Annotated in this window: 20 protein-coding genes; 8 read left to right on the plus strand and 12 right to left on the minus strand. The window is 53.0% G+C overall.

The window, feature by feature from the left end:
* Nucleotides 1-11: 11 nt before the first annotated feature.
* The 12 genes from ACGHM3_RS06770 to map form a co-directional block, all read right to left on the minus strand.
* Nucleotides 12-461: a CBS domain-containing protein gene (locus ACGHM3_RS06770; RefSeq protein WP_345417219.1), complete on the minus strand. Its 450-nt coding sequence runs from the start codon at nucleotides 459-461 to the stop codon at nucleotides 12-14.
* A 178-nt stretch (nucleotides 462-639) separates the two neighbouring features.
* Nucleotides 640-1,077: a group II truncated hemoglobin gene (locus ACGHM3_RS06775; protein WP_345417222.1), complete on the minus strand. Its 438-nt coding sequence runs from the start codon at nucleotides 1,075-1,077 to the stop codon at nucleotides 640-642.
* Nucleotides 1,067-1,567, minus strand: coding sequence for a hypothetical protein (locus ACGHM3_RS06780; protein ID WP_345417227.1), 501 nt, complete (start codon nucleotides 1,565-1,567; stop codon nucleotides 1,067-1,069). Before ACGHM3_RS06780 ends, ACGHM3_RS06775 begins: the two co-directional genes overlap by 11 nt.
* A 118-nt stretch (nucleotides 1,568-1,685) precedes the next feature.
* Complete coding sequence (locus tag ACGHM3_RS06785) at nucleotides 1,686-2,018, minus strand: hypothetical protein (protein WP_345417230.1); 333 nt, start codon at nucleotides 2,016-2,018, stop codon at nucleotides 1,686-1,688.
* A gap of 11 nt (nucleotides 2,019-2,029) precedes the next feature.
* Complete coding sequence (locus ACGHM3_RS06790; protein WP_345417233.1) at nucleotides 2,030-4,165, minus strand: tetratricopeptide repeat protein; 2,136 nt, start codon at nucleotides 4,163-4,165, stop codon at nucleotides 2,030-2,032.
* A gap of 105 nt (nucleotides 4,166-4,270) precedes the next feature.
* On the minus strand, nucleotides 4,271-5,419 hold the full coding sequence (gene dapE / locus ACGHM3_RS06795; RefSeq protein WP_345417236.1) for a succinyl-diaminopimelate desuccinylase: 1,149 nt from the start codon (nucleotides 5,417-5,419) through the stop codon (nucleotides 4,271-4,273).
* A 24-nt stretch (nucleotides 5,420-5,443) separates the two neighbouring features.
* The gene (gene dapD, locus ACGHM3_RS06800; protein WP_345417239.1) at nucleotides 5,444-6,475 is read right to left on the minus strand and encodes a 2,3,4,5-tetrahydropyridine-2,6-dicarboxylate N-succinyltransferase; all 1,032 of its coding nucleotides are present in this window, start codon (nucleotides 6,473-6,475) and stop codon (nucleotides 5,444-5,446) included.
* A 55-nt stretch (nucleotides 6,476-6,530) separates the two neighbouring features.
* Nucleotides 6,531-6,872, minus strand: coding sequence for an ArsC family reductase (locus ACGHM3_RS06805; protein ID WP_345417243.1), 342 nt, complete (start codon nucleotides 6,870-6,872; stop codon nucleotides 6,531-6,533).
* Between the two features lie 118 nt (nucleotides 6,873-6,990).
* Nucleotides 6,991-7,683, minus strand: coding sequence for an endonuclease III (nth, locus tag ACGHM3_RS06810; protein WP_345417246.1), 693 nt, complete (start codon nucleotides 7,681-7,683; stop codon nucleotides 6,991-6,993).
* A gap of 12 nt (nucleotides 7,684-7,695) precedes the next feature.
* Entirely contained in the window at nucleotides 7,696-8,880 is a 1,185-nt protein-coding gene (gene dapC / locus ACGHM3_RS06815) for a succinyldiaminopimelate transaminase (protein ID WP_345417249.1), read from the minus strand.
* A 105-nt stretch (nucleotides 8,881-8,985) separates the two neighbouring features.
* The gene (locus ACGHM3_RS06820; protein ID WP_345417252.1) at nucleotides 8,986-11,685 is read right to left on the minus strand and encodes a [protein-PII] uridylyltransferase; all 2,700 of its coding nucleotides are present in this window, start codon (nucleotides 11,683-11,685) and stop codon (nucleotides 8,986-8,988) included.
* Complete coding sequence (gene map, locus ACGHM3_RS06825; protein WP_345417255.1) at nucleotides 11,685-12,458, minus strand: type I methionyl aminopeptidase; 774 nt, start codon at nucleotides 12,456-12,458, stop codon at nucleotides 11,685-11,687. The genes ACGHM3_RS06820 and map overlap by 1 nt, the downstream gene beginning before the upstream one ends.
* 444 nt (nucleotides 12,459-12,902) lie before the next feature.
* Between map and rpsB the strand changes: the two genes are divergently transcribed.
* The 8 genes from rpsB to rseP all read left to right on the plus strand — a co-directional run bounded on the left by rpsB (nucleotide 12,903) and on the right by rseP (nucleotide 20,590).
* On the plus strand, nucleotides 12,903-13,646 hold the full coding sequence (gene rpsB / locus ACGHM3_RS06830) for a 30S ribosomal protein S2 (RefSeq protein ID WP_345417258.1): 744 nt from the start codon (nucleotides 12,903-12,905) through the stop codon (nucleotides 13,644-13,646).
* A gap of 152 nt (nucleotides 13,647-13,798) precedes the next feature.
* Nucleotides 13,799-14,671: a translation elongation factor Ts gene (gene tsf, locus ACGHM3_RS06835; RefSeq protein WP_345417261.1), complete on the plus strand. Its 873-nt coding sequence runs from the start codon at nucleotides 13,799-13,801 to the stop codon at nucleotides 14,669-14,671.
* A 278-nt stretch (nucleotides 14,672-14,949) separates the two neighbouring features.
* Complete coding sequence (gene pyrH / locus ACGHM3_RS06840) at nucleotides 14,950-15,684, plus strand: UMP kinase (protein WP_345417264.1); 735 nt, start codon at nucleotides 14,950-14,952, stop codon at nucleotides 15,682-15,684.
* A gap of 44 nt (nucleotides 15,685-15,728) precedes the next feature.
* Entirely contained in the window at nucleotides 15,729-16,286 is a 558-nt protein-coding gene (gene frr, locus ACGHM3_RS06845) for a ribosome recycling factor (RefSeq protein WP_345417267.1), read from the plus strand.
* Between the two features lie 38 nt (nucleotides 16,287-16,324).
* Nucleotides 16,325-17,065 carry a polyprenyl diphosphate synthase gene (uppS, locus tag ACGHM3_RS06850; RefSeq protein WP_345417270.1) on the plus strand — a complete coding sequence of 247 codons (741 nt, stop codon included), beginning with the start codon at nucleotides 16,325-16,327 and terminating at the stop codon, nucleotides 17,063-17,065.
* Nucleotides 17,058-17,912: a phosphatidate cytidylyltransferase gene (locus ACGHM3_RS06855; protein WP_345417273.1), complete on the plus strand. Its 855-nt coding sequence runs from the start codon at nucleotides 17,058-17,060 to the stop codon at nucleotides 17,910-17,912. Before uppS ends, ACGHM3_RS06855 begins: the two co-directional genes overlap by 8 nt.
* Nucleotides 17,913-17,990: 78 nt before the next feature.
* Nucleotides 17,991-19,184 carry a 1-deoxy-D-xylulose-5-phosphate reductoisomerase gene (gene ispC, locus ACGHM3_RS06860; protein ID WP_345419120.1) on the plus strand — a complete coding sequence of 398 codons (1,194 nt, stop codon included), beginning with the start codon at nucleotides 17,991-17,993 and terminating at the stop codon, nucleotides 19,182-19,184.
* Nucleotides 19,185-19,210: 26 nt separating this feature from the next.
* The gene (gene rseP / locus ACGHM3_RS06865) at nucleotides 19,211-20,590 is read left to right on the plus strand and encodes an RIP metalloprotease RseP (RefSeq protein WP_345417276.1); all 1,380 of its coding nucleotides are present in this window, start codon (nucleotides 19,211-19,213) and stop codon (nucleotides 20,588-20,590) included.
* The last annotated feature ends 133 nt before the right edge of the window (nucleotides 20,591-20,723 follow it).

The following is a 20,723-nucleotide window of genomic DNA, read 5'->3' on the forward strand; positions in this document are numbered from 1 at the left end:
TAGTGCGGTCATTAAGCTAAATGGGCTTCGTGCGGTTGTTGGCGTGGCGCGGATTTGTAAGTGGCCATAAGCTGTTTGTCCACCGCGCGCAAAATCAGCCGGCGGCTGATGACGCCAATCACTTGTTTGTCGTCATTGAGCACGGGGTACACTTTGGGCTTTTGCTGCAACATTTGCTGCGCAAGGCTTAGCAGATCGTCGTCTTCGCGAACCGTAAGTACTTCGGTTTTCATAACGTCTTCTACTTGAGCAACACGCTGGTTGTAATACACCACTTGCAGAGCCGAGCTTAGGCAATCCTGCTCGGAGATCCAGCCGACCAATTGCTTGTTGGCGGCAACTACTGGGCCGCCAATAACCTCGTGTTTAATCAATTCTCTAACGGCTTCCACCACCAGTTCTTCCGGACGGAAATTAACAAAATCGGTGGACATGTAATCTGAAACTTTCATTGATTCCATTGCAGGGCCCCACAGTTGCTTATAAATATTGTTGTCTAACTTTCCCGAGTTGCTTTTCGATAATGTATCAAACTGGCTATGGAAACAAGATTCAAACATCGAATTTGTTCTAAAACTGTATCTCAACAGTTTGCTAATGTATTGCGTAAGTGCGCTAAATTGTTGATTTAGAGTAATTTCACTGCTGGGCCTGTGAATGCTGCGCCAAAATACGATTCGCTGGCATCGTCAGTTGCTGCATTAGGTATCGCGCCAAAGACTCAGGAAACCCTTGTTTAGCAATGGCTTGTTGCATGGCCCATAGCCACTGGTCGTGGTGGGCTTGGGATATAGGCAGGTGTTGGTGGCTGTGCAGAATGTTAATTGGCCCATAACGTTCTCGGTAGCGTTTGGGGCCACCCATCCAGCCACACAAAAAACGGGCGAGTTTGTCCCGGTTTTCCGTAAGGTCGTCGGCGTGCATTTGCTTTAAAGCTTGGGTGGCGTCACTGGTGCCGATGATGTCGTAAAAATCGTTCACCAGCTGCCACACTCCCGCCTCGCCACCCACTGCCAGAAAGGTAGCGTCTGCTTGGCCGTAGGCCGGGGGAGAATCGCTAGCGTCGTTACTCGTCATGGTGGAGTATAGCCTGTTGATCGGTTGGCTTTTGGTAGTGCCAGCACAGCAGTACTTTGTTATTGCTTTGAGTGGCGCGGGTAATTTTGGTGACTTTAGCGGCCTCTGGTAATTCAATAAAGCGGGTAATGGGTCGCCACAATTGCTGTGTATCACAGTGGTTGCTTTTTAATGCCTGGCAAACATGATGAATTAGCCGCTTTTGGCAAGTGCCGCCGGGCTGGCAGGTCACCGGCATTTTTTTTATAAACAACGGCTCACTAAATTGCTGGCAGCCCACATGTGTGGCCGTCGTTTTTTCTGTATGTACTTGGCCGAGGCCGTTTGCCTGGTTGCCACTATTCGATGGTTTTAATGGCGACGCATTTACGCTGGGCGCTATACCAAAATACAGCGACAACAAAACAGCGACCGCTGCCATTTGGCTAACGAACAGGCCAATGGCTTTATCTGACACGTTAAAAAATGATTGCTGGTTTATTGCATCCATTGAGCGTCTACCTGCACGGCAACTACCGTGGCTTTTACTTCGGTTTTTTCTGCACTGCGAACATCGCAGCTCAGCGTGGATTTTTTGCCGTCTACCTGTGTTACTTAGGCGGTTACTATTAATGGTTGGTCAATAAGGGCCGTAAATAGTTAACCTGCAAGCTTGCGGTGGCGTACCACAGGGCAGGGGAGGTGCCGATGCCACGGTTGGCGCGGCGATAGGCGTCGGCCATGGCCGTACACACGCAATGGCAATCGACTACCGTTGCAATAATAGCGCCGTTGACGAATTTCTTGCTGCCGGCAACGTGCTGCTTGAGCGGCTGAAATTGGCAGATGGCCAGTTGTTCGTCGCTATCACTCCAGTAGCTGTTGATACCTAAGCCGGCGGTATTTTCTGTGCCACAGCCGAAGCAGGGGTTATGTGCTTTTTGCTGCTGAGATGATGTCATAGCCAACCTCGTCATTGCGGTTGCAAGCCCGCTTGGTCTACCAACGCGGCGTAATCCGGGTTGCGGTTGTAGCCGGGGCAGCGGTCGGTGGCGGCGGTTAAGGCTTCCAAACTTAACGTTGGCTGCTGCATTAAATTAAATAAAATGGCTAACCGAAAAAAGCCGCTAACGGATGGGTTTTCTTCTAAGAGTGTTACCAGTTTATCCAGCGAAAATGGCGCCATCGTTTGCGGATATTGGTTGGCATCTAACAAGTTGAGCATCTGAAAATAATAGGCGTGAAACACCTGGTTGGCGTAGTTGCTATTGCCACGCAGATCGTCGCGCTGTATGACGGTAATGGCTTTTCGGTAGCTGTCGATGGCGTTTTCGTTGCTGCCTAGGTGGCGTTGAGCGTCGGCCAGCTCGCCCCACATTTGTTGGATGCCCATCTCACCGGTGCCTACATTTTTAATGGCGCTGCTTATGTGGGCCACGGCTTTTTTGAAATCGCCATTGTAATAATAGCCGCGGCCTAGCATTTCATCTCGGAGGTAAGATTCCTCTATGGGAGAGGACGATTCCAGCGCCACTTGCAAGGCCTTTACCGGTTCGCCCACGCACATGTAGGCGGTATTAAGGTTAAAGCGCGAAGTGAAGTTCTCCTCCAGCGCCAATCCCTGTTCGAGGGAGCGGATCATATCGAGCATTCGGCCATTCAAAAAATACGCACTACTCAAGTCGGTGAATATCTTTGCAAAGCGTGGGGATAATTGCGTCGCCAGTTCTAAATGTTCTGTGGCTTGGGTAAGGTAATGCTTTTGTTCACTGCCTTTTTGGTGGTATTCACTGAGTTCTGCTTGGGCCAGTTCAACCAGCGCATCGACGTTATTTGGCCAGCGTTGCAACAGCTGATTTAAATAGCCTATGGCTTCAACGGCACGACCGGTTCGTGCTAGCACATGGCCGTAGGCGCTGCCGGCAAATGGGTTGTCACTGTCTTGTTGCAGAGCTTTAACGCAATACTCCTCGGCTTGTTGCAACAGGCTTTTTTCATTACCCATCCAGCTTTCTAAAACAGCGGCTTGGCACAATCCCGCGTAGGCCAAAGAAAAGTTGGGGTGGGTTTTTAATAAGCCCGTCAGCAGGCTTTGCGCGCGTTTGATTTTGAGTTCTGAGGAGCGATCTTCCAGTGCCTGGCGCGCGTGTAAAAAATCTTTCTGCTCGGCAAGCTCCAAGCCTTTGTTGGCGGTGTTGCCGTTAAAAGCCTGTGTCACCGCTTGCAGCAGAGCTGGGGCAATTAACTCGGGGTGATTGTTCAGTTCATCCTCGGTGTGATGAATAGCGGCAATTTGGGTTTGTTGGCCCTGGTGGTAGTAATAGATTTGCGTGAACTGATAGCGGCTGACGCTGTACAAGCTGAACGTTAGTACGGCATCGGCCTGGAACTGGTCAGCCACATTGGCCGACAGCCCCGGAGGATTAATCAGTGCCTGCGCCACTGTGACGCGTCGAATCCCGCCAGGGAGCTGTTTTGATAAGTGATCAACGAGGGTTTCTAAACCTTGATCTTTTATCACAATCGCCACGCTTTTAGGCTGTGTCGCGCTATCAGTTTGTGGCTTGGTCTGCGATATGCTGGCTTGGAGTAGCCAGATGAAAACCAACGCAGTTACAGTCGCCAAGGCCGCTCCCCAAGGCCAATAACGCCGTTTGGGGCCCTTCTTAGGGGTAACGATAGAAGGTTGTTCTAAAGCTGAGTCTGTTGTGGACCGGTTACTATCGGTTTGAATGGCTGGGTTTGGTTCGGCTGCAATGGATGACTCAGCTGTGCCCAGGGCGTTGGATTGTGTTGGGTCAGCCTGTGCGGGGAAGTTGTCGGTATTGGATGCGGCTTCCTGGGCGGCCTGTTCCTCCGAGCTGAGGTACAGCGTGTGCGCAGGCACCTCCAGCACGGCGGCGATGCGCTCTAAGGTATTGGGGTCAACCGATTGCTCGTTGAATACGCGGTTGACCAGATCTTTGGGTGCTGAGTTAAGTTGTTCGTGTTCGGCAATTTTCTCAGCCAGTGCCGCTTGGGTTTTCATGCCAGCGGCAAACAGGGCTTTGGTTAATTTACTTCTGGATGCTTGAATACCACGTTTACGATTTTTCTTTTTCTGGCTCACCGTAAATCCCTTCACTAACCTTTATCTGTATCCGTTGGCGTGTGGTACATCCTAGAAAAACAAAGTTTTACATACTGACTGTAAAAAATTAAGTTTTTACTCAGTTTATTTTAGCAAACGTTCCAATATGCCTTGGTAAATGGCTGAAAGCTGGTCTAGCTCCTGGGCATTTACACACTCGTCTACCTGGTGAATAGTGGCGTTAATCGGGCCGAGTTCGATGACCTGGGCGCCACTGGGGGCGATGAATCGGCCATCGGAGGTGCCGCCGGCGGTGGACAATTTGCTGTCGATTCCGGTGGCCGCTTTGATGCTCTCCTGGGTGGCACCCACTAGGGTACCGGGCTCGGTTAAAAAGGCTTCGCCGCTGAGGTTCCAGTCTAATTGGTAGGTGAGTTGGTGCTTGTCCAATATGGCTTCGGTGCGCTCTATAATTTGCTGGTGGGTCAGCTCAGTGGAAAAGCGAAAGTTAAAGATAACTTTTAAGGTGCCTGGTACCACGTTGGTTGCGCCGGTACCACCATTGATGTTGGAAATTTGAAAGCTGGTGGCGGGGAAGAAGTCGTTGCCTTCATCCCATTGCTCTGCGGCCAGCTCGGCCAGCGCCGGTGCCGCCATATGTATTGGGTTTTTGACCTTGTGGGGGTAGGCAACGTGACCTTGAATGCCCTTAACCGTAAGCCAGCCGCCAATACTGCCACGACGGCCGTTTTTGATCACATCGCCGGTTACATCAGTGCTTGACGGCTCACCCACCAGGCACCAGGTGATTTGCTCGCCTTGTTCGGCCAGCCATTCCATAACCTTAACGGTACCGTAGTCCGCCGGGCCTTCTTCATCGCTGGTGATCAGGAAGGCGATGCGCCCGTTGTGATCAGGATGCTGCGCTACAAAGCGCTCGCAGGCGGTTACCATGGCGGCCAGGGAGCCTTTCATGTCGGCAGCGCCTCTGCCATAGAGCATGCCTTCGTGCAGCACCGGCTCGAACGGCGGGAAACGCCAGTTTTCCTCTGGGCCGGTGGGCACCACATCGGTGTGGCCGGCAAACGCAAACAGCGGCCCCTGGGGGCCGCGCACAGCCCACAGATTTTGCACCCGCTCATCATTCTCACCCCAGCACAAGAATTGGCAGTCGAAGCCAATGGCGGATAACCGGCTGGCCATTAATTCTTGGCAGCCTTCGTCGAGGGGCGTAATGGACGGCCGTCGAATCAGTTCTTGGGTGAGTTCAACGGTGGCGGATGGTGCTTCCATGGGTTGTGTATCTCTTGGGGTTGCTTAGTTGTGCTTGTGCAGTTCTTCGTTCAGCTCAATGGCTGACTTATTGGTGCGGCATTGAACGGCGCCGGTTTGCGAGTGGCGACGGAAGAGCAGGTCGCTCTTGCCGGCGAGATCGCGGGCGTTAACGACTTCTACCACGTCGCCGTTGTCGGCCAGTACCGATACTTTGGTGCCTGCGGTAATGTACAAGCCCGCTTCAACGGTGCAGCGGTCGCCCAGTGGGATACCGATACCGGCGTTGGCGCCCAACAGGCAGCCTTCGCCCACGGAAATAACAATGTTACCGCCGCCAGATAGGGTACCCATGGTGGAGCAGCCGCCACCCAAATCCGAGCCTTTACCCACAACCACACCGGCGGAAATACGGCCTTCGATCATGCCCGGGCCTTCGGTACCGGCGTTAAAGTTGACGAAGCCTTCGTGCATGATGGTGGTGCCTTCGCCAATGTAAGCGCCCAAACGTACGCGTGCCGTGTGCGCAATACGCACGCCGCCAGGTACCACGTAGTTGGTCATTTTGGGAAATTTGTCCACGCAGTCGACGTCGAGCAGCTCGCCGCTTAAGCGTGCTTGCATTTGACGCTCTGACAGCTCAGCCAAGTCGATGGCGCCCTGGTTGGTCCAGGCTACGTTGGGCAGTACGCCGAACATGCCGTCCAGTACAACACCGTGGGGTTTTACCAAACGGTGGGACAACAAGTGCAACTTGAGATAGGCCTCTGGTGTGGTGTTAGGCGCGCTGTCGTCGGCCAAAAAAGTGGCTACTAACGGTTGTTTGCTGTCGGCGAAGCTTTTGGCAATGGCCGCTTGTTCGGCATCGACGCTGGCTAAATCGGCGGCCAGTTGGCTCACCTGGGCGGCATTTAAGGCGATGGCTTGGTTGCCTTCGCTGTAACCTGCGGCTTTGGCGGCAACGGCGGCCAGCTCGGCGCTGGGATTGAGCACAGGGGCTGGGTAGAACACTTCCAGCCACTCTTGTTTTTGGTTGTGAGTGCCTACGCCGAGGCCGAAGCTAAATAACTGAGTCATGGTGCAATCCTGTTATAGGGTGGTTGGTGCCGAGCAGGGCGGCAACTGATCTTGATTAGAGTAGCGCTTGGTAATTGGCGGCGGAAAAGCCCACCTGGCGCTGCTTGCCGGTATCCAGAACCGGCCGTTTTATTAGGGTTGGGTGCTCAACCAGTAGAGCCGCAGCATCATCACCCAGGGCCTGGTCCTTCTGCGCATCATCCAATTGCTTCCAGGTGGTGCTGCGCTTGTTCACCAGCACCGCGTGGCCGAGTTCATCCAGCCAGGCCTGCACCTGGTCTTGGCTCAAACCCTCGGCCCGAAAATCGTGAAACGCGAATTCAACGTTGTTGTCTTCCAGCCAGCGGCGGGCTTTTTTTACGGTGTCACAGTTTTTGATGCCGTAGAGCGTAAACATACTTCGGGTCTCGTTACGTGTAATTGCAGGTGCAAAAGGCGCGCAATCATAGCAAAAAACAGGGGCGTTATCACAGGCAAGGAATCAATGGGGTCAGATCCGTTTGATCCGACAGCGGCTAAGGCTTCAGCACCTTTTTGGGGTGCTTGCGGTTGGGGTAGCAGGTGGTGCAAATTTCACACACCCGGCCATCGCAACCGCGCGCACTGCAGAATTCCCGCCCGTAATAGATGATTTGCAGGTGCAGGGCGTTCCAGCATTCTTTGGGAAACAAGCGTTTGAGGTCTTTTTCGGTTTGGGCAACGTTTTTGCCGTTGGTGAGGCCCCAGCGCTGAGCCAAACGGTGGATGTGGGTGTCCACCGGGAAGGCGGGTACGTCGAAGGCCTGGGCCATGACCACGCCGGCGGTTTTATGACCCACACCGGGTAGGGTTTCTAGCGCTTCCATATCGTTGGGCACAACGCCGTCGTACTCTTCTACCAGTATCTGTGACAGTTTGGCGATGGCCTTGGATTTTTGCGGTGACAGGCCGCAGGGGCGAATAATGGCTTGGATATCTTCCACGCTTTGCTTGGCCATGTCCCAGGGGCTGTCTGCCAGCTGCCAAAGCGCAGGCGTGACTTGATTGACGCGCTCGTCGGTGCATTGAGCAGACAGCAGCACGGCCACCAGCAAGGTGTAGGGGTCTTTGTGGTCCAGGGGGATGGGTGGCTCTGGGTAGAGACTTTGCAGCTTGCCTAAAATGTACGCCACGCGCTCGGGCTTGGTGAGATTTTTGGCCGGTTGAATTGGGCCCTCTGCGGTGGTCATGCTGCTACTCCCTTAACCCAAGCTGGCCGCAAAGCGCACAATACGATGGGCCGCTTCCAGACACTGGTCTACCTCTGCCACCAAAGCCATGCGCACGTGATTGGCACCGGGGTTGAGGCCGTGGGCTTGCCGTGCCAGATAGCTGCCAGGCAAAACGGTAACGTTTTCCGCCGCAAACAAGGCCTGGGTGAATTTCTGATCACAGATTGGGGTTTGGGCCCAAAAGAAAAACGCCGCATCGGGTTGGGTAACCGGCAGAGCCTGCTGTAACACCGGCAGTACCTGCTCAAATTTTTGGCGGTATTGGGCGCGGTTGTCTTGCACGTGGTGCTCGTCCTGCCAGGCGGCGATACTGGCGGCCTGGGTGGGCAGCGGCATGGCTGAGCCGTGGTAGGTGCGATACAACAAAAAGCTTTTAATGATGGCTTCGTCGCCGGCGACAAAACCTGAGCGCAGGCCCGGGAGGTTGGAGCGTTTAGATAAGCTTTGAAACACGACACAGCGTTGGTAGGCGTGGTTGCCCATTTCTTCGCACACTGACAACAAGCCCGTGGGCGGCGAATCGAAATAAATTTCCGAGTAGCACTCATCGCTGGCGATAATAAAATCGAATTTCTCGGCCAAATTAAGCAGTTCTTTGAGTTGGCTCTTGGGCATTACCGCACCGGTGGGGTTGCCTGGGTTGCAGATGTACAGCAGCTGGCAGCGTTGCCATACCGAGTCGGGCACGGCGCTGTAATCCGGCAGGTAATGGTTGTCCGCTGTGCAATTTAGATAATAGGGCTCGGCGCCGGCCAAAATCGCGGCACCTTCGTAAATTTGGTAAAACGGATTGGGCATCAGTACCAGTGGGTTTTTAGAGCGGTCCACCACGGCTTGGGCAAATGCAAAAAGCGCTTCTCTTGTGCCGTTTACCGGCAATATTTGGTGTGCGGCCAGGGCGCTCAGTTGATAACGCTGGATGGCCCACTCGGCGATGGCTTTTTTCAGCTCCGGCGTGCCGCCGGTGGCGGGGTAGGCGCCAAAACCGGCCATGGCATTGCTGAAGGCATCCAGGGCAAATTGCGGTGCTGGGTGTTTGGGCTCGCCAATAGATAACGCAATGTGCGCGCGGTCCGCGGGCGGTGTTATACCGGTTTTCAATTGCGCTTGTTTTTCAAACGGGTAGCTGTGAAGGGCTTGGATGTCTGGGTTCATGCGACTGCTTCAGTAAAAGTTAACTCTATATTTGGGTATTTGTGCGTGCCGCATCAGTAGACCGTCAAAGCATAAGTTCTTTGGTGGGTACTAGTCAGGGGCGGGCTAGCCCAGTGCTTTAGCGTCCTGAGCTTGGTTTTGCTTATCCAGCTGCTTGCGAATTTCTAACTGTAATTGATCGCACAATGCAGGGTCGCTCAACGGTTGGCCGTCAAGGTCGCAAATTAAAAACACGTCTTCTACGCGCTCACCTAACGTGCTAATGCGAGCCGAGTTCAATTGAATACCCAAGTCGATAAATATCTGGCCTATACGCGCCAGCAGGCCCGGACGATCTGGAGAAATCACCTCCAGCAGAGTTTGGCCGCTAATTAAATCGTTGTGGATGCTGGTTTGCGTTGGGCTGCGGAAGGCTTTCAGTTGCCGCGGTGTGCGCCGTTGGATACTGGTGGAATCGTCCGTGGTAACGACCAGCTCTTTGAGTAAGGCCTTTTCAATGCGTGCTAGCTGATTGGAGCCGTTTTCAATGGCGTTACCGGATTGATCCAATACGTAGTAGTGATCAACGTTAATGTCCGAATTTGAGTTGTAAATACGAGCTTCTTGAATATTGAGGTTTAGGTGGTCAATGGTGGAGGCAGCCCGGGCAAAAACGTTTTTACGGCCTACCGTGCGTACAAAAATTTGCGTGGCGCCTTCCTCGTGGTAGGAACTAGTGGTACTGAAAGACACAACCACATCTGGGTAATTTGCTTCAACCACAGCGGCGGTTTGCCAGGCAATGTCCAAATGGGTTTCGCGCACAAAGTAATCGTCGTTAATGTCGGCCCATACCTTACGAGCTTGTTCTTCCGTGATGCGTTTATCGGCTAGTTTGAACAGCGCCTGCTGCTGGGTTTCATCGATGATGTCTTGGCGGTCGACGGTGTTTTCTAAGCCTCGGCGCAGTTGGCGCTTGGTTTCCATGTACAGCTGGCGCATTAATGATGCGCGCCAGTTATTCCAGATGCTGGGGTTGGTGGCGTTCATGTCAGCCACGGTGAGCGCGTAGAGGTAGTCCAAGTGCTCTTGGTCGCCCATTTCCAGCGCAAAATTACGAATCACGTCTGGATCGGTGATGTCTTCTTTTTGCGAAACGGTAGACATCTTCAGGTGGTTTTCTACCAACCAGATCACCAAGTTGGAATCGCGTCGGCTTAGGCCGTGATGCTGACAAAATTCTTCGGCATCTTTAGCGCCAAGCACGGAATGATCTCCACCCCGGCCTTTGCCGATATCGTGATAAAGCCCGGCAATAATCAGTAAATCTGGCCGGCGCAGGTGGCGATAGATGTAACCCGCAACCGGAAATTTATCCTGGGAGGCTTGGCTGGAAAACTCGTGGATAAACTTAATCACCAGTAAGGTGTGGGCATCTACTGTATAAATGTGGAAAAGGTCGTGCTGCATTTGGCCGGTGATACGACCAAATTCCGGCAGATAGCGCCCCAAGATGCCGTAGCGGGTCATGCGCGTGAGCACGGCAAACAAATCAAACGGCGAACGCAGTAGCGTTTGGAATAACTGAATATTTAACGGTGTGTTGCGGAAATCGTCGTCGATAATATCCCGCGCCTCACGAATTAAACGGATAGTGGCGGCACGTACGCCTTCAATTTTGGGGTCGTTGCCCATCAGCACAAAAATTTCTAACAGCGCCGAAGGCGACTCTTCAAAAACCTTGGCGTGCGTCACCTCAATAAAATAATCGTTGAGCTGAAAGCGCTCGTTGATGGCCACGATATTGCGAGTTTCGTCTTTATGGAGGATGGTTTCGCTGAGGTATTGCAGCAGTACTTCGTTTAGCTCGCGCAGCGACAACACAGCACGATAGTACCAGTGCATAAATTGTTCAACGGCCAATCTTTTTTCTGAATTGCTGTAGCCAAACATCTCGGCCAGCTCGGTTTGGTAGTTGAACAACAAGCGTTCTTCGGCTCGGCCGGCTAATAAATGCAGGCCATAGCGCACTTTCCACAGGAATTCCTGGCCGCCTGTAAGTACCGAAAGTTCACGGGCGTTTAGAAAATCTCGGCCTTCCAATTCTGAAAGTGATTCGATGCCAAAGATGCGCTTGGTTACCCAGGTGATGGTTTGGATATCACGCAGGCCGCCGGGTGCGTTCTTGATATTGGGTTCAAGGTTGTATTCGGTAAAATTGTTTTTTTTGTGGCGCTGGGTTTGCTCGTTTAACTTGGCCTCAAAAAACGCTTTGGCGGGCCAGATTTTGTCTTCGGACACCGCTTTTTTTAGTTCGTTGGCCAATTGGTTGGGGCCTGCCACGGTGCGACATTCCATCATATTGGTAACGATGGTGATGTCTTCTTCGGCCAGCGCTGTGCACTGATCTATGGTGCGCACACTGTGGCCGATTTCCAAGCCGATGTCCCACAGGAACATAATAAAGGATTCTATATTGTCGGCTTGTGATTCGACCTCGTCTTCTTCAAATAAAATCAGTAGGTCGATATCGGAATGGGGGTGCAGCTCAGCGCGGCCGTAGCCGCCCACGGCAATCAGCCCACAGCTGTCAATCCATTGGTGGCGATGCCAGGCGTAATGCAGAATGCAATCAATAAACAGAGCGCGGTCGTTGACCAGCGAGCGAATGCTGGCGCCCTCAAGGAAGCGCGTATCAAAGTAGCCGCTGGCTGCGGCCAGGGCGTCTTTGAATATACTGACCGGCGATTTGCTGCTGGCAAGGTTACAACGAAATTTTTCCTGGTCGAAAAAGACCAGGGGTAATTCAAAATGCGGCGCTAGCACTAAAAACTTTCCTCGGATCGAGCAGTTAATACCTCAACGCCATTGGCGGTTACGGCCAGGGTGTGCTCCCACTGGGCGCTAAGACGGCCATCTTTGGTTTCCACCGTCCAGCCATCTTTTTTCAATTTGGTTTGCGCTTTGCCGGCGTTGATCATGGGCTCGATGGTAAAGGTCATGCCTTCTTGAATTTCAAAGCCGGTGCCCGGGCGGCCGTAGTGCAACACTTGTGGTTCTTCGTGGAATTCAATGCCAATACCGTGGCCGCAGTATTCGCGCACCACCGAATAGTAGTTTTTCTCGGCATAGGTTTGAATTACATGGCCAATATCGCCCAAGCGAGTGCCCGGTTTAACTAAGTCGATGCCCTTATAAAGGCACTCTTGGGTGATTTTAATTAAGCGCTCAGCGTGAGGAGCGGCTTTGCCCACGGTAAACATTTTGCTGGTGTCGCCGTGGAAGCCATCCTTTATAACGGTGACGTCAATATTGATGATGTCGCCGTCTTTTAAGATTTTCTTGTCCGATGGGATGCCGTGACAAATAACGTGGTTTACCGAGGTGCAGATGGATTTGGGGAAGCCCTTGTAGTTCAGGGGTGCAGGAATCGCCTTTTGCTCATTGATGATGTAATCATGGCAAATACGGTCCAATTCTCCGGTGCTGACGCCGGGTTTCACGTGCGGGCCAATCATCTCTAAGACCTCGGCTGCCATGCGGCCGGCCACTCTCATTTTGTCGAGTTCTGCGGGTGTCTTGATGTGAACTTTGCTCATAATTACGGTTTTAACTACCTATCTTGGGGCTTTGGGCTGGCTCGACCTGGTGACGTGGACTGTAGACGGCACTCGGGGAGCTGCAAAAATGGGGCATTGTAAACCACCCCTGGCTGTCTCGATAGTCATGGTTTTTGGCCGGTTTGTTTAACTGTAGCAGTGCAGTCGCAGCCTAGGTGGCGACTCAGGTGTGGGTCAGTCAATCGCCAGTCCTGCGAAAAGGGTGGTGTTGGCGTGGTTTCTGTGGTATAAAGCGCGCCTCTTGCTGGTCAGAGCCACAATTGGTGGGTGTTTAGCAAGGTAACGAGCCCGGTTTTTGGGCCACTTTAACGTCACACATACATCGTCACAATCCCCTGGGTGCCAAGGTTTCTGTTCGCAGATTGTCCTCGGTTGGTGGCTTGGGATGTATGGAGGCCTAACCCAATATATTAGGAAATTACTATGCCTCAAGTCAGCATGCGCGACATGTTGCAGGCTGGTGTGCACTTTGGCCACCAGACTCGCTACTGGAACCCAAAAATGAACCAATACATTTTTGGCGCCCGTAACAAAATCCATATCATCAACCTAGAGTACACTGCTCCCGCCTTCAATAAGGCGTTGGAAGTGGTTCGTGGTTTGACTGCCAGTAAGAAGAAAGTCTTGTTCGTTGGCACCAAGCGTGCCGCTCAAAAGAGCATTAAAGAGCAAGCAGAACGCTCTGGCCAGCCGTTTGTTAGCCACCGCTGGTTGGGTGGTATGTTGACCAACTACAAAACCATCCGTGCTTCTATCCGCCGCTACCGCGAGCTTGAAGCTCAAAGCCAAGATGGAACCTTTGAAAAGCTGACTAAAAAAGAAGCTTTGATGCGTACCCGTACGATGGAAAAGCTTGAGCGCTCCATTGGTGGTATTAAAGACATGGGTGGCCTGCCAGACGCGTTGTTTGTAATCGACGTAGAACATGAGCGAATCGCCATTCAAGAAGCCAACAAGCTGGGTATCCCTGTTATTGGTGTTGTTGATACCAACAGTAGCCCAGAGGGTGTTGATTACGTTATCCCTGGTAACGACGATGCCATCCGCGCCATTAAGCTTTACACCACTGCTGTGGCCGACGCATGTTTAGAAGGCGCTGCTTCTGGCCAAGCACCTGCGAAAGACGAGTACATCGAAGAGAGCAACCAAGCCGTCGCTGGCGAATAAGTTGTTGACCGCTCTTTTGTCATCTGTTTGGCACAAGAGCGGGTTATAACTCGTACTTTTTGACCGCCCAATTTCAACTTCAAGCCGTATCCTTTTCAGGGTGTGGCTTGAAGTATTTTTAATCCAACGAATTTTCTAGAGGGGATAGGACAATGGCAGCCGTATCTGCAGCCCTGGTAAAAGACCTCCGCGAGCGCACTGGCCTCGGCATGATGGAGTGTAAAAAGGCATTGAAAGAAGCCGATGGCGACATCGAGCTGGCCATCGAAAACCTGCGTAAAGCCAGTGGCCTGAAAGCCGCTAAAAAAGCAGACCGCACCGCCGCTGATGGTGTCGTGGCCGCTAAGACTGCCGAAGATGGTAGCTACGCCGTAGTATTGGAAATTAACAGTGAGACTGACTTCGTTGCCCGTGACGAAGGTTTCTTGGGTTTTGTAAACACCGTTTTAGACAAAGCCTTTGCTGACAAGCAAGCCGACGTGGCTGCGTTGATGGCCGGTGAGCTGGAAAGCGCTCGAGAAGCCCTGGTACAGAAGATCGGTGAGAACATCTCTGTGCGTCGTGTTTCCGTGGTCGAGGCCAACGGTGGCGCCGTAGGTGTTTACGTTCACTCCAACAACCGTATCGCTGCTGCTGTTCAGGTTTCTAACAGCGATGTTGATTTGGCTAAAGAAGTGGCTATGCACGTTGCCGCCGTAAGCCCGCGTGTTAATAAGCCAGAAGACATGCCACAAGAGCTGCTGGAAAAAGAGAAAGATATCATCAAGGCCCAGCCGGATATGGAAGGTAAGCCAGACAACATCGTAGAAAAAATGATGGTTGGCCGCATCAACAAGTTCTTGAAAGAGAACAGCTTGGTTCAACAGCCTTTCGTCAAAAACCCCGATGTTACTGTTGGTCAGTTGGCGAAAGACGCCGGTGCCGACGTAGTTGGCTTCGTTCGTTTAGAAGTCGGCGAAGGTATCGAAAAAGAAGAGGTTGATTTTGCAGCGGAAGTTGCCGCTCAAGTACAAGCTTCTAAATAAGCCCATCTGGGCACCCGGCACTGTTTGGCAGCGCCGACCGAAAAGGGGAAAGCATGGCTTTCCCCTTTTTGTTGGTGCTCTTTGGCTGATTTCGCTGATGGCTATTTTTAGTGGTTGGTTAACCCTTGGGGCCAGGTGCTGGCCAGCTTTTGAGCGGTGATGACGCCTTTTGGGTGGCAGTGGTGGCCATCTGCCACCAGAAATGCAATTGGCTTGTGAAATTGGTGTGCCTTCCTGGTACACTGCGCTCCAAATTTTGGATGCTGGAGCGAACTAGGATGCCGTCGGCGCGTGATAAGAAGTACAAACGTATTTTATTGAAACTCAGTGGCGAGCAGTTGATGGGGGATGAAGGGTTCGGGATTGACCCCAAAGTCCTCGATAAAATGGCGCTGGAGATCGGCCAGTTGGTCGGTATTGGCGTGCAAGTCGGCCTTGTTATTGGTGGTGGTAATCTGTTCCGAGGCGCGGCATTGAATGCAGCAGGCCTGGATCGAGTGACCGGTGACCACATGGGTATGTTGGCCACGGTAATGAACGCCTTGGCTATGCGCGATGCCTTAGAGCGCTCCAACATTAATTCCACCGTTATGTCCGCCATTCCTATGAGTGGCGTCCTTGAGCATTACGATCGCCGTCGCGCGATTCGCTTGCTGGAGGCTGGCGAAGTAGTCATCTTCTCGGCCGGTACCGGTAACCCCTTTTTTACCACAGACTCCGCGGCCTGCTTGCGTGGCATTGAAGTTGAAGCTGATTTGGTGCTCAAGGCCACTAAGGTGGATGGCGTTTACACCGCTGATCCGATGAAGGATCCGAGCGCCGAGAAATACGATCGTCTGAGTTTTGACGAAGTCTTGTCTAAGAAGTTGGGTGTTATGGATCTTACCGCCATGTGTCTGTGCCAGGAGCATGGTATGCCGGTGCGCGTGTTCCGTATGGACAAGGTCGGGGCGCTGCTCAACATTATAACCGGTAGCAATGAAGGCACCCTGATTGAAAACGATCCGGAGTAATCGCCCGCGCGGGGGCTACCAGCGAGGCAATTGGAGAAAAAATAATGATTGACGACATCAAAAAAGACGCCGAAACACGCATGTCCAGGTCCATTGAGGCGCTGGGGCACAACTTTAACAAGATTCGCACCGGCCGGGCCCACCCCAGCCTGCTCGACGGTATCACCGTAAACTATTACGGCTCTGATACCCCGTTAAGCCAGGCCGCCAACGTTAGTGTTTTGGATGCGCGTACCCTGTCGATCAGTGCTTGGGATAGATCCTTAGTGCCTGAAATCGAAAAAGCCATCATGAAGTCTGACCTGGGCCTCAATCCTTCTACCACCGGTGAGCTAATCCGCATTCCCATGCCGATGCTGACAGAAGAAACCCGTAAGGGATTCATCAAAACCGCTCGGGGTGAGGCTGAGCAAGCGCGGGTGTCCATTCGCAACATCCGTCGCGATGCCATCAGCGAGCTGAAAAATCTACAAAAAGAGAAGGAAATCAGCGAAGACGAAGAGCGTAAGGGTGGTGACGAGGTGCAAAAGATCACCGACAAATTCATCGCCAAAGTAGACGCTGCGTTAGCGGACAAAGAAAAAGACTTGATGGAAATATAACCGCTGCCCCGGGTGGGGCAGTCGTTTAAGAGGTCAGCGTGACGACGGAAACACTCAAGCACATTGCCATCATCATGGATGGCAATAACCGCTGGGCCAAACAGCGAGGAATGTTGGGCACCAGTGGCCACAAAGCGGGTGTTGAACGCATCCGTGATGTATTAGCAGCCAGCAAAGAGCACGGCATTGACATTGTCACCTTGTTCGCCTTCAGCAGTGAAAATTGGAGCCGCCCGCCAAAAGAGGTTGAGGCCTTGATGGGCCTGTTCCTAAGTTATCTGAAGAAAGAAGCCAAGAAGCTTAACGCAGAAAATGTGCGTGTGCGCGTGATTGGCGATAGATCACGCTTTAGCAACCGCATTCAAAAAGCCATTGCCGACGCCGAGGCCATCGCCAGTACCGGTGAGCGTACTCTGGTTATTGCCGCCGACTACGGCGGTAAATGGGATATTGCTAATGCGGCGAAAGCCATTGCTGAGCAAGTAGCTGCCGGCAGAATTACTCCGGATCAGGTCAATGAGAGCCTAATGGAGCAACACGTTAGTTTGGCAGACGTGCCGCCGGTGGATTTGCTTATTCGCACCGGTGGAGATTTGCGTATCAGTAACTTTTTGCTGTGGCAATGCGCTTACGCCGAGTTTTATTTCACCGACGTCTTCTGGCCGGATTTTAATCGCGAACAACTGCAGTTGGCGGTGGATTGCTTTTACACCCGTCAGCGCCGGTTCGGTGGCAGAATTGACGGCGACAACGATAACTCAGGAATCGCCAGTGCTTAAACAAAGAGTCATTAGCGCGTGCATCATGATGCTGGTGTTTCTGCTGGTTTTGTTGGTGTTACCTCCCATTGCATTTATCGCGTTTGTCAGCCTAGGCATGGCCATTGGCGCTTGGGAGTGGAGCAATCTGGCTGGCTTAGGGAGTCGGGCCAAGCGCTACGCCTATCTTGCCCTGGTTCTTTTTGCCACTGTGTTGTGTGGTTGGTACATCGATATCGACGCCGATTTTGTGCCACAAAATATGGCTAACCTTCAAGCTCTATTTTGGGTAAGTCTGATTTGGTGGGGTATTGCTCTGCTGTGGGTTCAGGGCTATCCCTCCAGCTCGGTGTTGTGGGGCTCGATTCCTGCTCGCCTGCTTATGGGCATGTTGGTGTTGGTGCCAGCCTGGGTTGGTTTGTTTTTCATCCGCGCCCAGGAGCACGGCAGCTGGTTGGTACTTTTGTTAGTGTTGGCAGTGGCGGCGGCAGATACCGGTGCTTATTTTGCGGGCAAGCGCTTTGGCCGGCGCCGTTTGGCGGCCTCGGTTAGCCCCGGTAAATCCTGGGAGGGCTTCGCTGGTGGCTTAATGGCCAGTATTGCCTTGGCCGTAGTAGTGGGGCAGTTTTGGGCTCCTGACGAACGACTGTGGATATTACTGCTGGTGGCTCCCACCGCTCTTGTTTCTGTGCTTGGTGATTTGCTCGAGAGCATGGTTAAGCGTCATCGGGGTGTTAAAGACAGCGGTCTAATTTTACCCGGCCATGGCGGTGTTCTGGATCGTGTTGATGGCATGACCGCCGCCGTACCTGTGTTTGCCTTCACATTGCTGGTAACGGGAATGCACACAAGTGCGGCCATAGGCTAAACAATGTCGCATTCCTTTTCCTCTCTTCATTCCCACAGCGAGCACTCCAGCGGTGCCGCTAGCAAAACGAATTCTTCTGTGCAAAAAGTTACTCTACTCGGGTCCACCGGTTCCATCGGCGGCAGCGCCCTGGATGTGATCGCGCGACACCCAGATCGCTACCAAGTTTACGCACTCAGTGCCAATCAAAGCGTGGCAAAACTGGTGCAACAGTGCCAGCAATTCCAGCCCAAGGTGGCGGTTATCCGCGATGTCAGTCTGGTGGATGAGCTGGCCCAGGAGCTGGCCGAAGTGGCGCCCGGCACCGACGTTGTGGGCGGCGAGCAGGGTTTGATAGAGGTCAGTCGAGCCAGTGAAGTGGATACTGTGTTGGCGGCCATTGTCGGGGCCGCGGGGTTGGCACCGACCTTAGCCGGCGTGCAGGCCGGCAAGCGTGTGTTGTTGGCTAACAAAGAATCACTGGTTATGGCGGGGAAATTATTTATGGATGCCGTGGCCCAAAGCCATTGCACGCTTTTGCCCATAGACAGTGAGCACAATGCTATCTTTCAGTGTTTGCCCGAACGTCATGATGGTCTGCCCAGTGCAGGCGTTGAGCGCATACTTCTAACCGCCTCCGGTGGGCCGTTCCGCACCAAGCCGGTGGCTGAATTGGCGGCGGTAACACCGGACCAAGCCTGCGCCCATCCCAATTGGTCCATGGGCCGTAAAATCTCGGTGGACAGCGCCACCATGATGAATAAGGGGCTGGAGCTTATTGAGGCCTGCTGGCTATTTGCCACCGGCCCAAGCAATATTCAGGTGGTGATACACCCGCAAAGCGTTATCCACTCCATGGTGCAGTACAAAGACGGCTCGGTACTGGCGCAATTGGGGAACCCCGATATGCGCACACCCATTGCTCATGCCCTGGCTTGGCCGGAGCGTATAGATGCCGGCGTTCAGTCTTTGGACATATTTGACGTGGCACGCTTGGATTTTGAGCCGCCGAACCTGGAGCGATTCCCGTGTTTGGCACTGGCCATGGCCGCTGCCGAACGCAACGACTGCAGTGCCGCCATTGTTAATGCAGCCAACGAAGTTGCGGTTGATGCCTTCTTGAATGAGCAAATTGGCTTTACCCAGATTGCCAGTTTGATTGAATCGGTGTGGCAAAGTATGTCGCCGGGGCCCGTTGCGTCCCTGGCCCAGGTGATGTCGGTGGACCAAGAGGCGAGGGCCAAGGCCTTGGAAAGCATTGGCCGCGGCGCCATATCGAAGCCTGCGCACTAATGCGCTCTAAAATAGGATAACAGCCTATGCTTTTGACGATATTTTGGTTTTTGGTGGCTTTAGGTGTACTGGTTACCATCCACGAGTTTGGTCATTTTTACGTGGCACGGCGTGTGGGTGTTAAGGTATTGCGCTTTTCCATCGGTTTTGGCAAGCCGTTTTTCACCTGGCACGACCGTCACGGCACCGAGTTTGCCATTGCTGCCATTCCCCTGGGTGGCTACGTCAAAATGCTCGACGAGCGCGAGGGCACGGTGCCTGAGGAAGAGCGCCACATGGCGTTCAACCGCAAAAGCGTGTGGGCGCGCATCGCCGTGGTGGCAGCAGGGCCGGTGGCCAATTTTATATTGGCGGTTGTGTTGTTTTGGGCCACGTTTTTGCCTGCCGATATCAACGTAGCCCCGGTTGTTGGCGAGGTAGCAGTTGGCAGTATCGCCGAGCAAGCGGGTTTGGAGTCAGGCCAAGAGATTGTTGCCGTGGATGGTAATCCGACGCCATCCTGGCAGGCTTTAGGGCAGGCGCTATTGGCGCGGCTGGGTGAATCCGGCGAGATCAGTTTTAGCGTTAAATACCCCGGATCAGATTTAGAATACCAATCCCACGCTACGTTACAGGGCTGGCTCAAGGGTGAAGAAAACCCAGATCCAATCGCCGGCCTCGGGTTGACGCTGTTCAGGCCTAAGATTGAGCCGGTGGTGGCCAGTGTGGCGGACGAAACACCGGCGGCGCAATCCGGCGTACAGGCGGGAGACCGCTTTATTGCCATAAATGGCCAGGGTATTGAGAATTGGCAGGGCTTGGTAGAGACAGTATCGGCCAACCCCGGGCGCACATTGGATTTCACGTTGTTACGCAATGGGTCGGAGGTCAATATGGCCATCACTCCAGCAGCGGTGAAAGATCAAAACGGCGCGTCCATTGGGCAAATTGGTATTGCCCCGGTGATACCCACGTGGCCGGAAGAAATGTTGCGCCCTTACAACCATTCATTAGGCGGTGCTTTTGTAGCAGCAGTTGATAAAACCTGGGAAACCACCGGTTTTATCTTCTTATCCCTGAAAAAGCTTTTGGTGGGTGAAATATCGACGAAAAGCTTGAGTGGGCCATTCACCATTGCTAAAGTTGCGGGCGATTCCGCCGAGGCGGGTTGGATTGTGTTTGTCAGCGTCTTGGCTTCACTTAGCGTCAATTTGGGCGTGCTCAACCTACTGCCAATTCCAGTATTGGATGGCGGCCATCTGCTGTTTTACTTTATTGAAGCCATTAAGGGTAAGCCCGTGTCGCAGCGGGTTCAGATGATTGGTTACCAAGTGGGTTTGTTCTTGGTGGCAGGCATCATGGTTTTGGCCTTTTATAACGACATTGTGCGGATATTTCAGGGCCGTTTATTTGGCTTGCCAGTATAGGCAGGTTTGCGGAACCGATAGGCATTGTCAGTATCAAATGGCTGCTGCTTAAACCGGGTGGGGCACCAACAGCCTTGCCCGCAAACAAAAACGTGTTTTTAGGTACCAACGTTAGCACACGTCCTATGCCCAT

The organism is Halioxenophilus aromaticivorans (assembly GCF_042850945.1).
Classification (GTDB): Bacteria; Pseudomonadota; Gammaproteobacteria; order Pseudomonadales; family Cellvibrionaceae; genus Halioxenophilus; species Halioxenophilus aromaticivorans.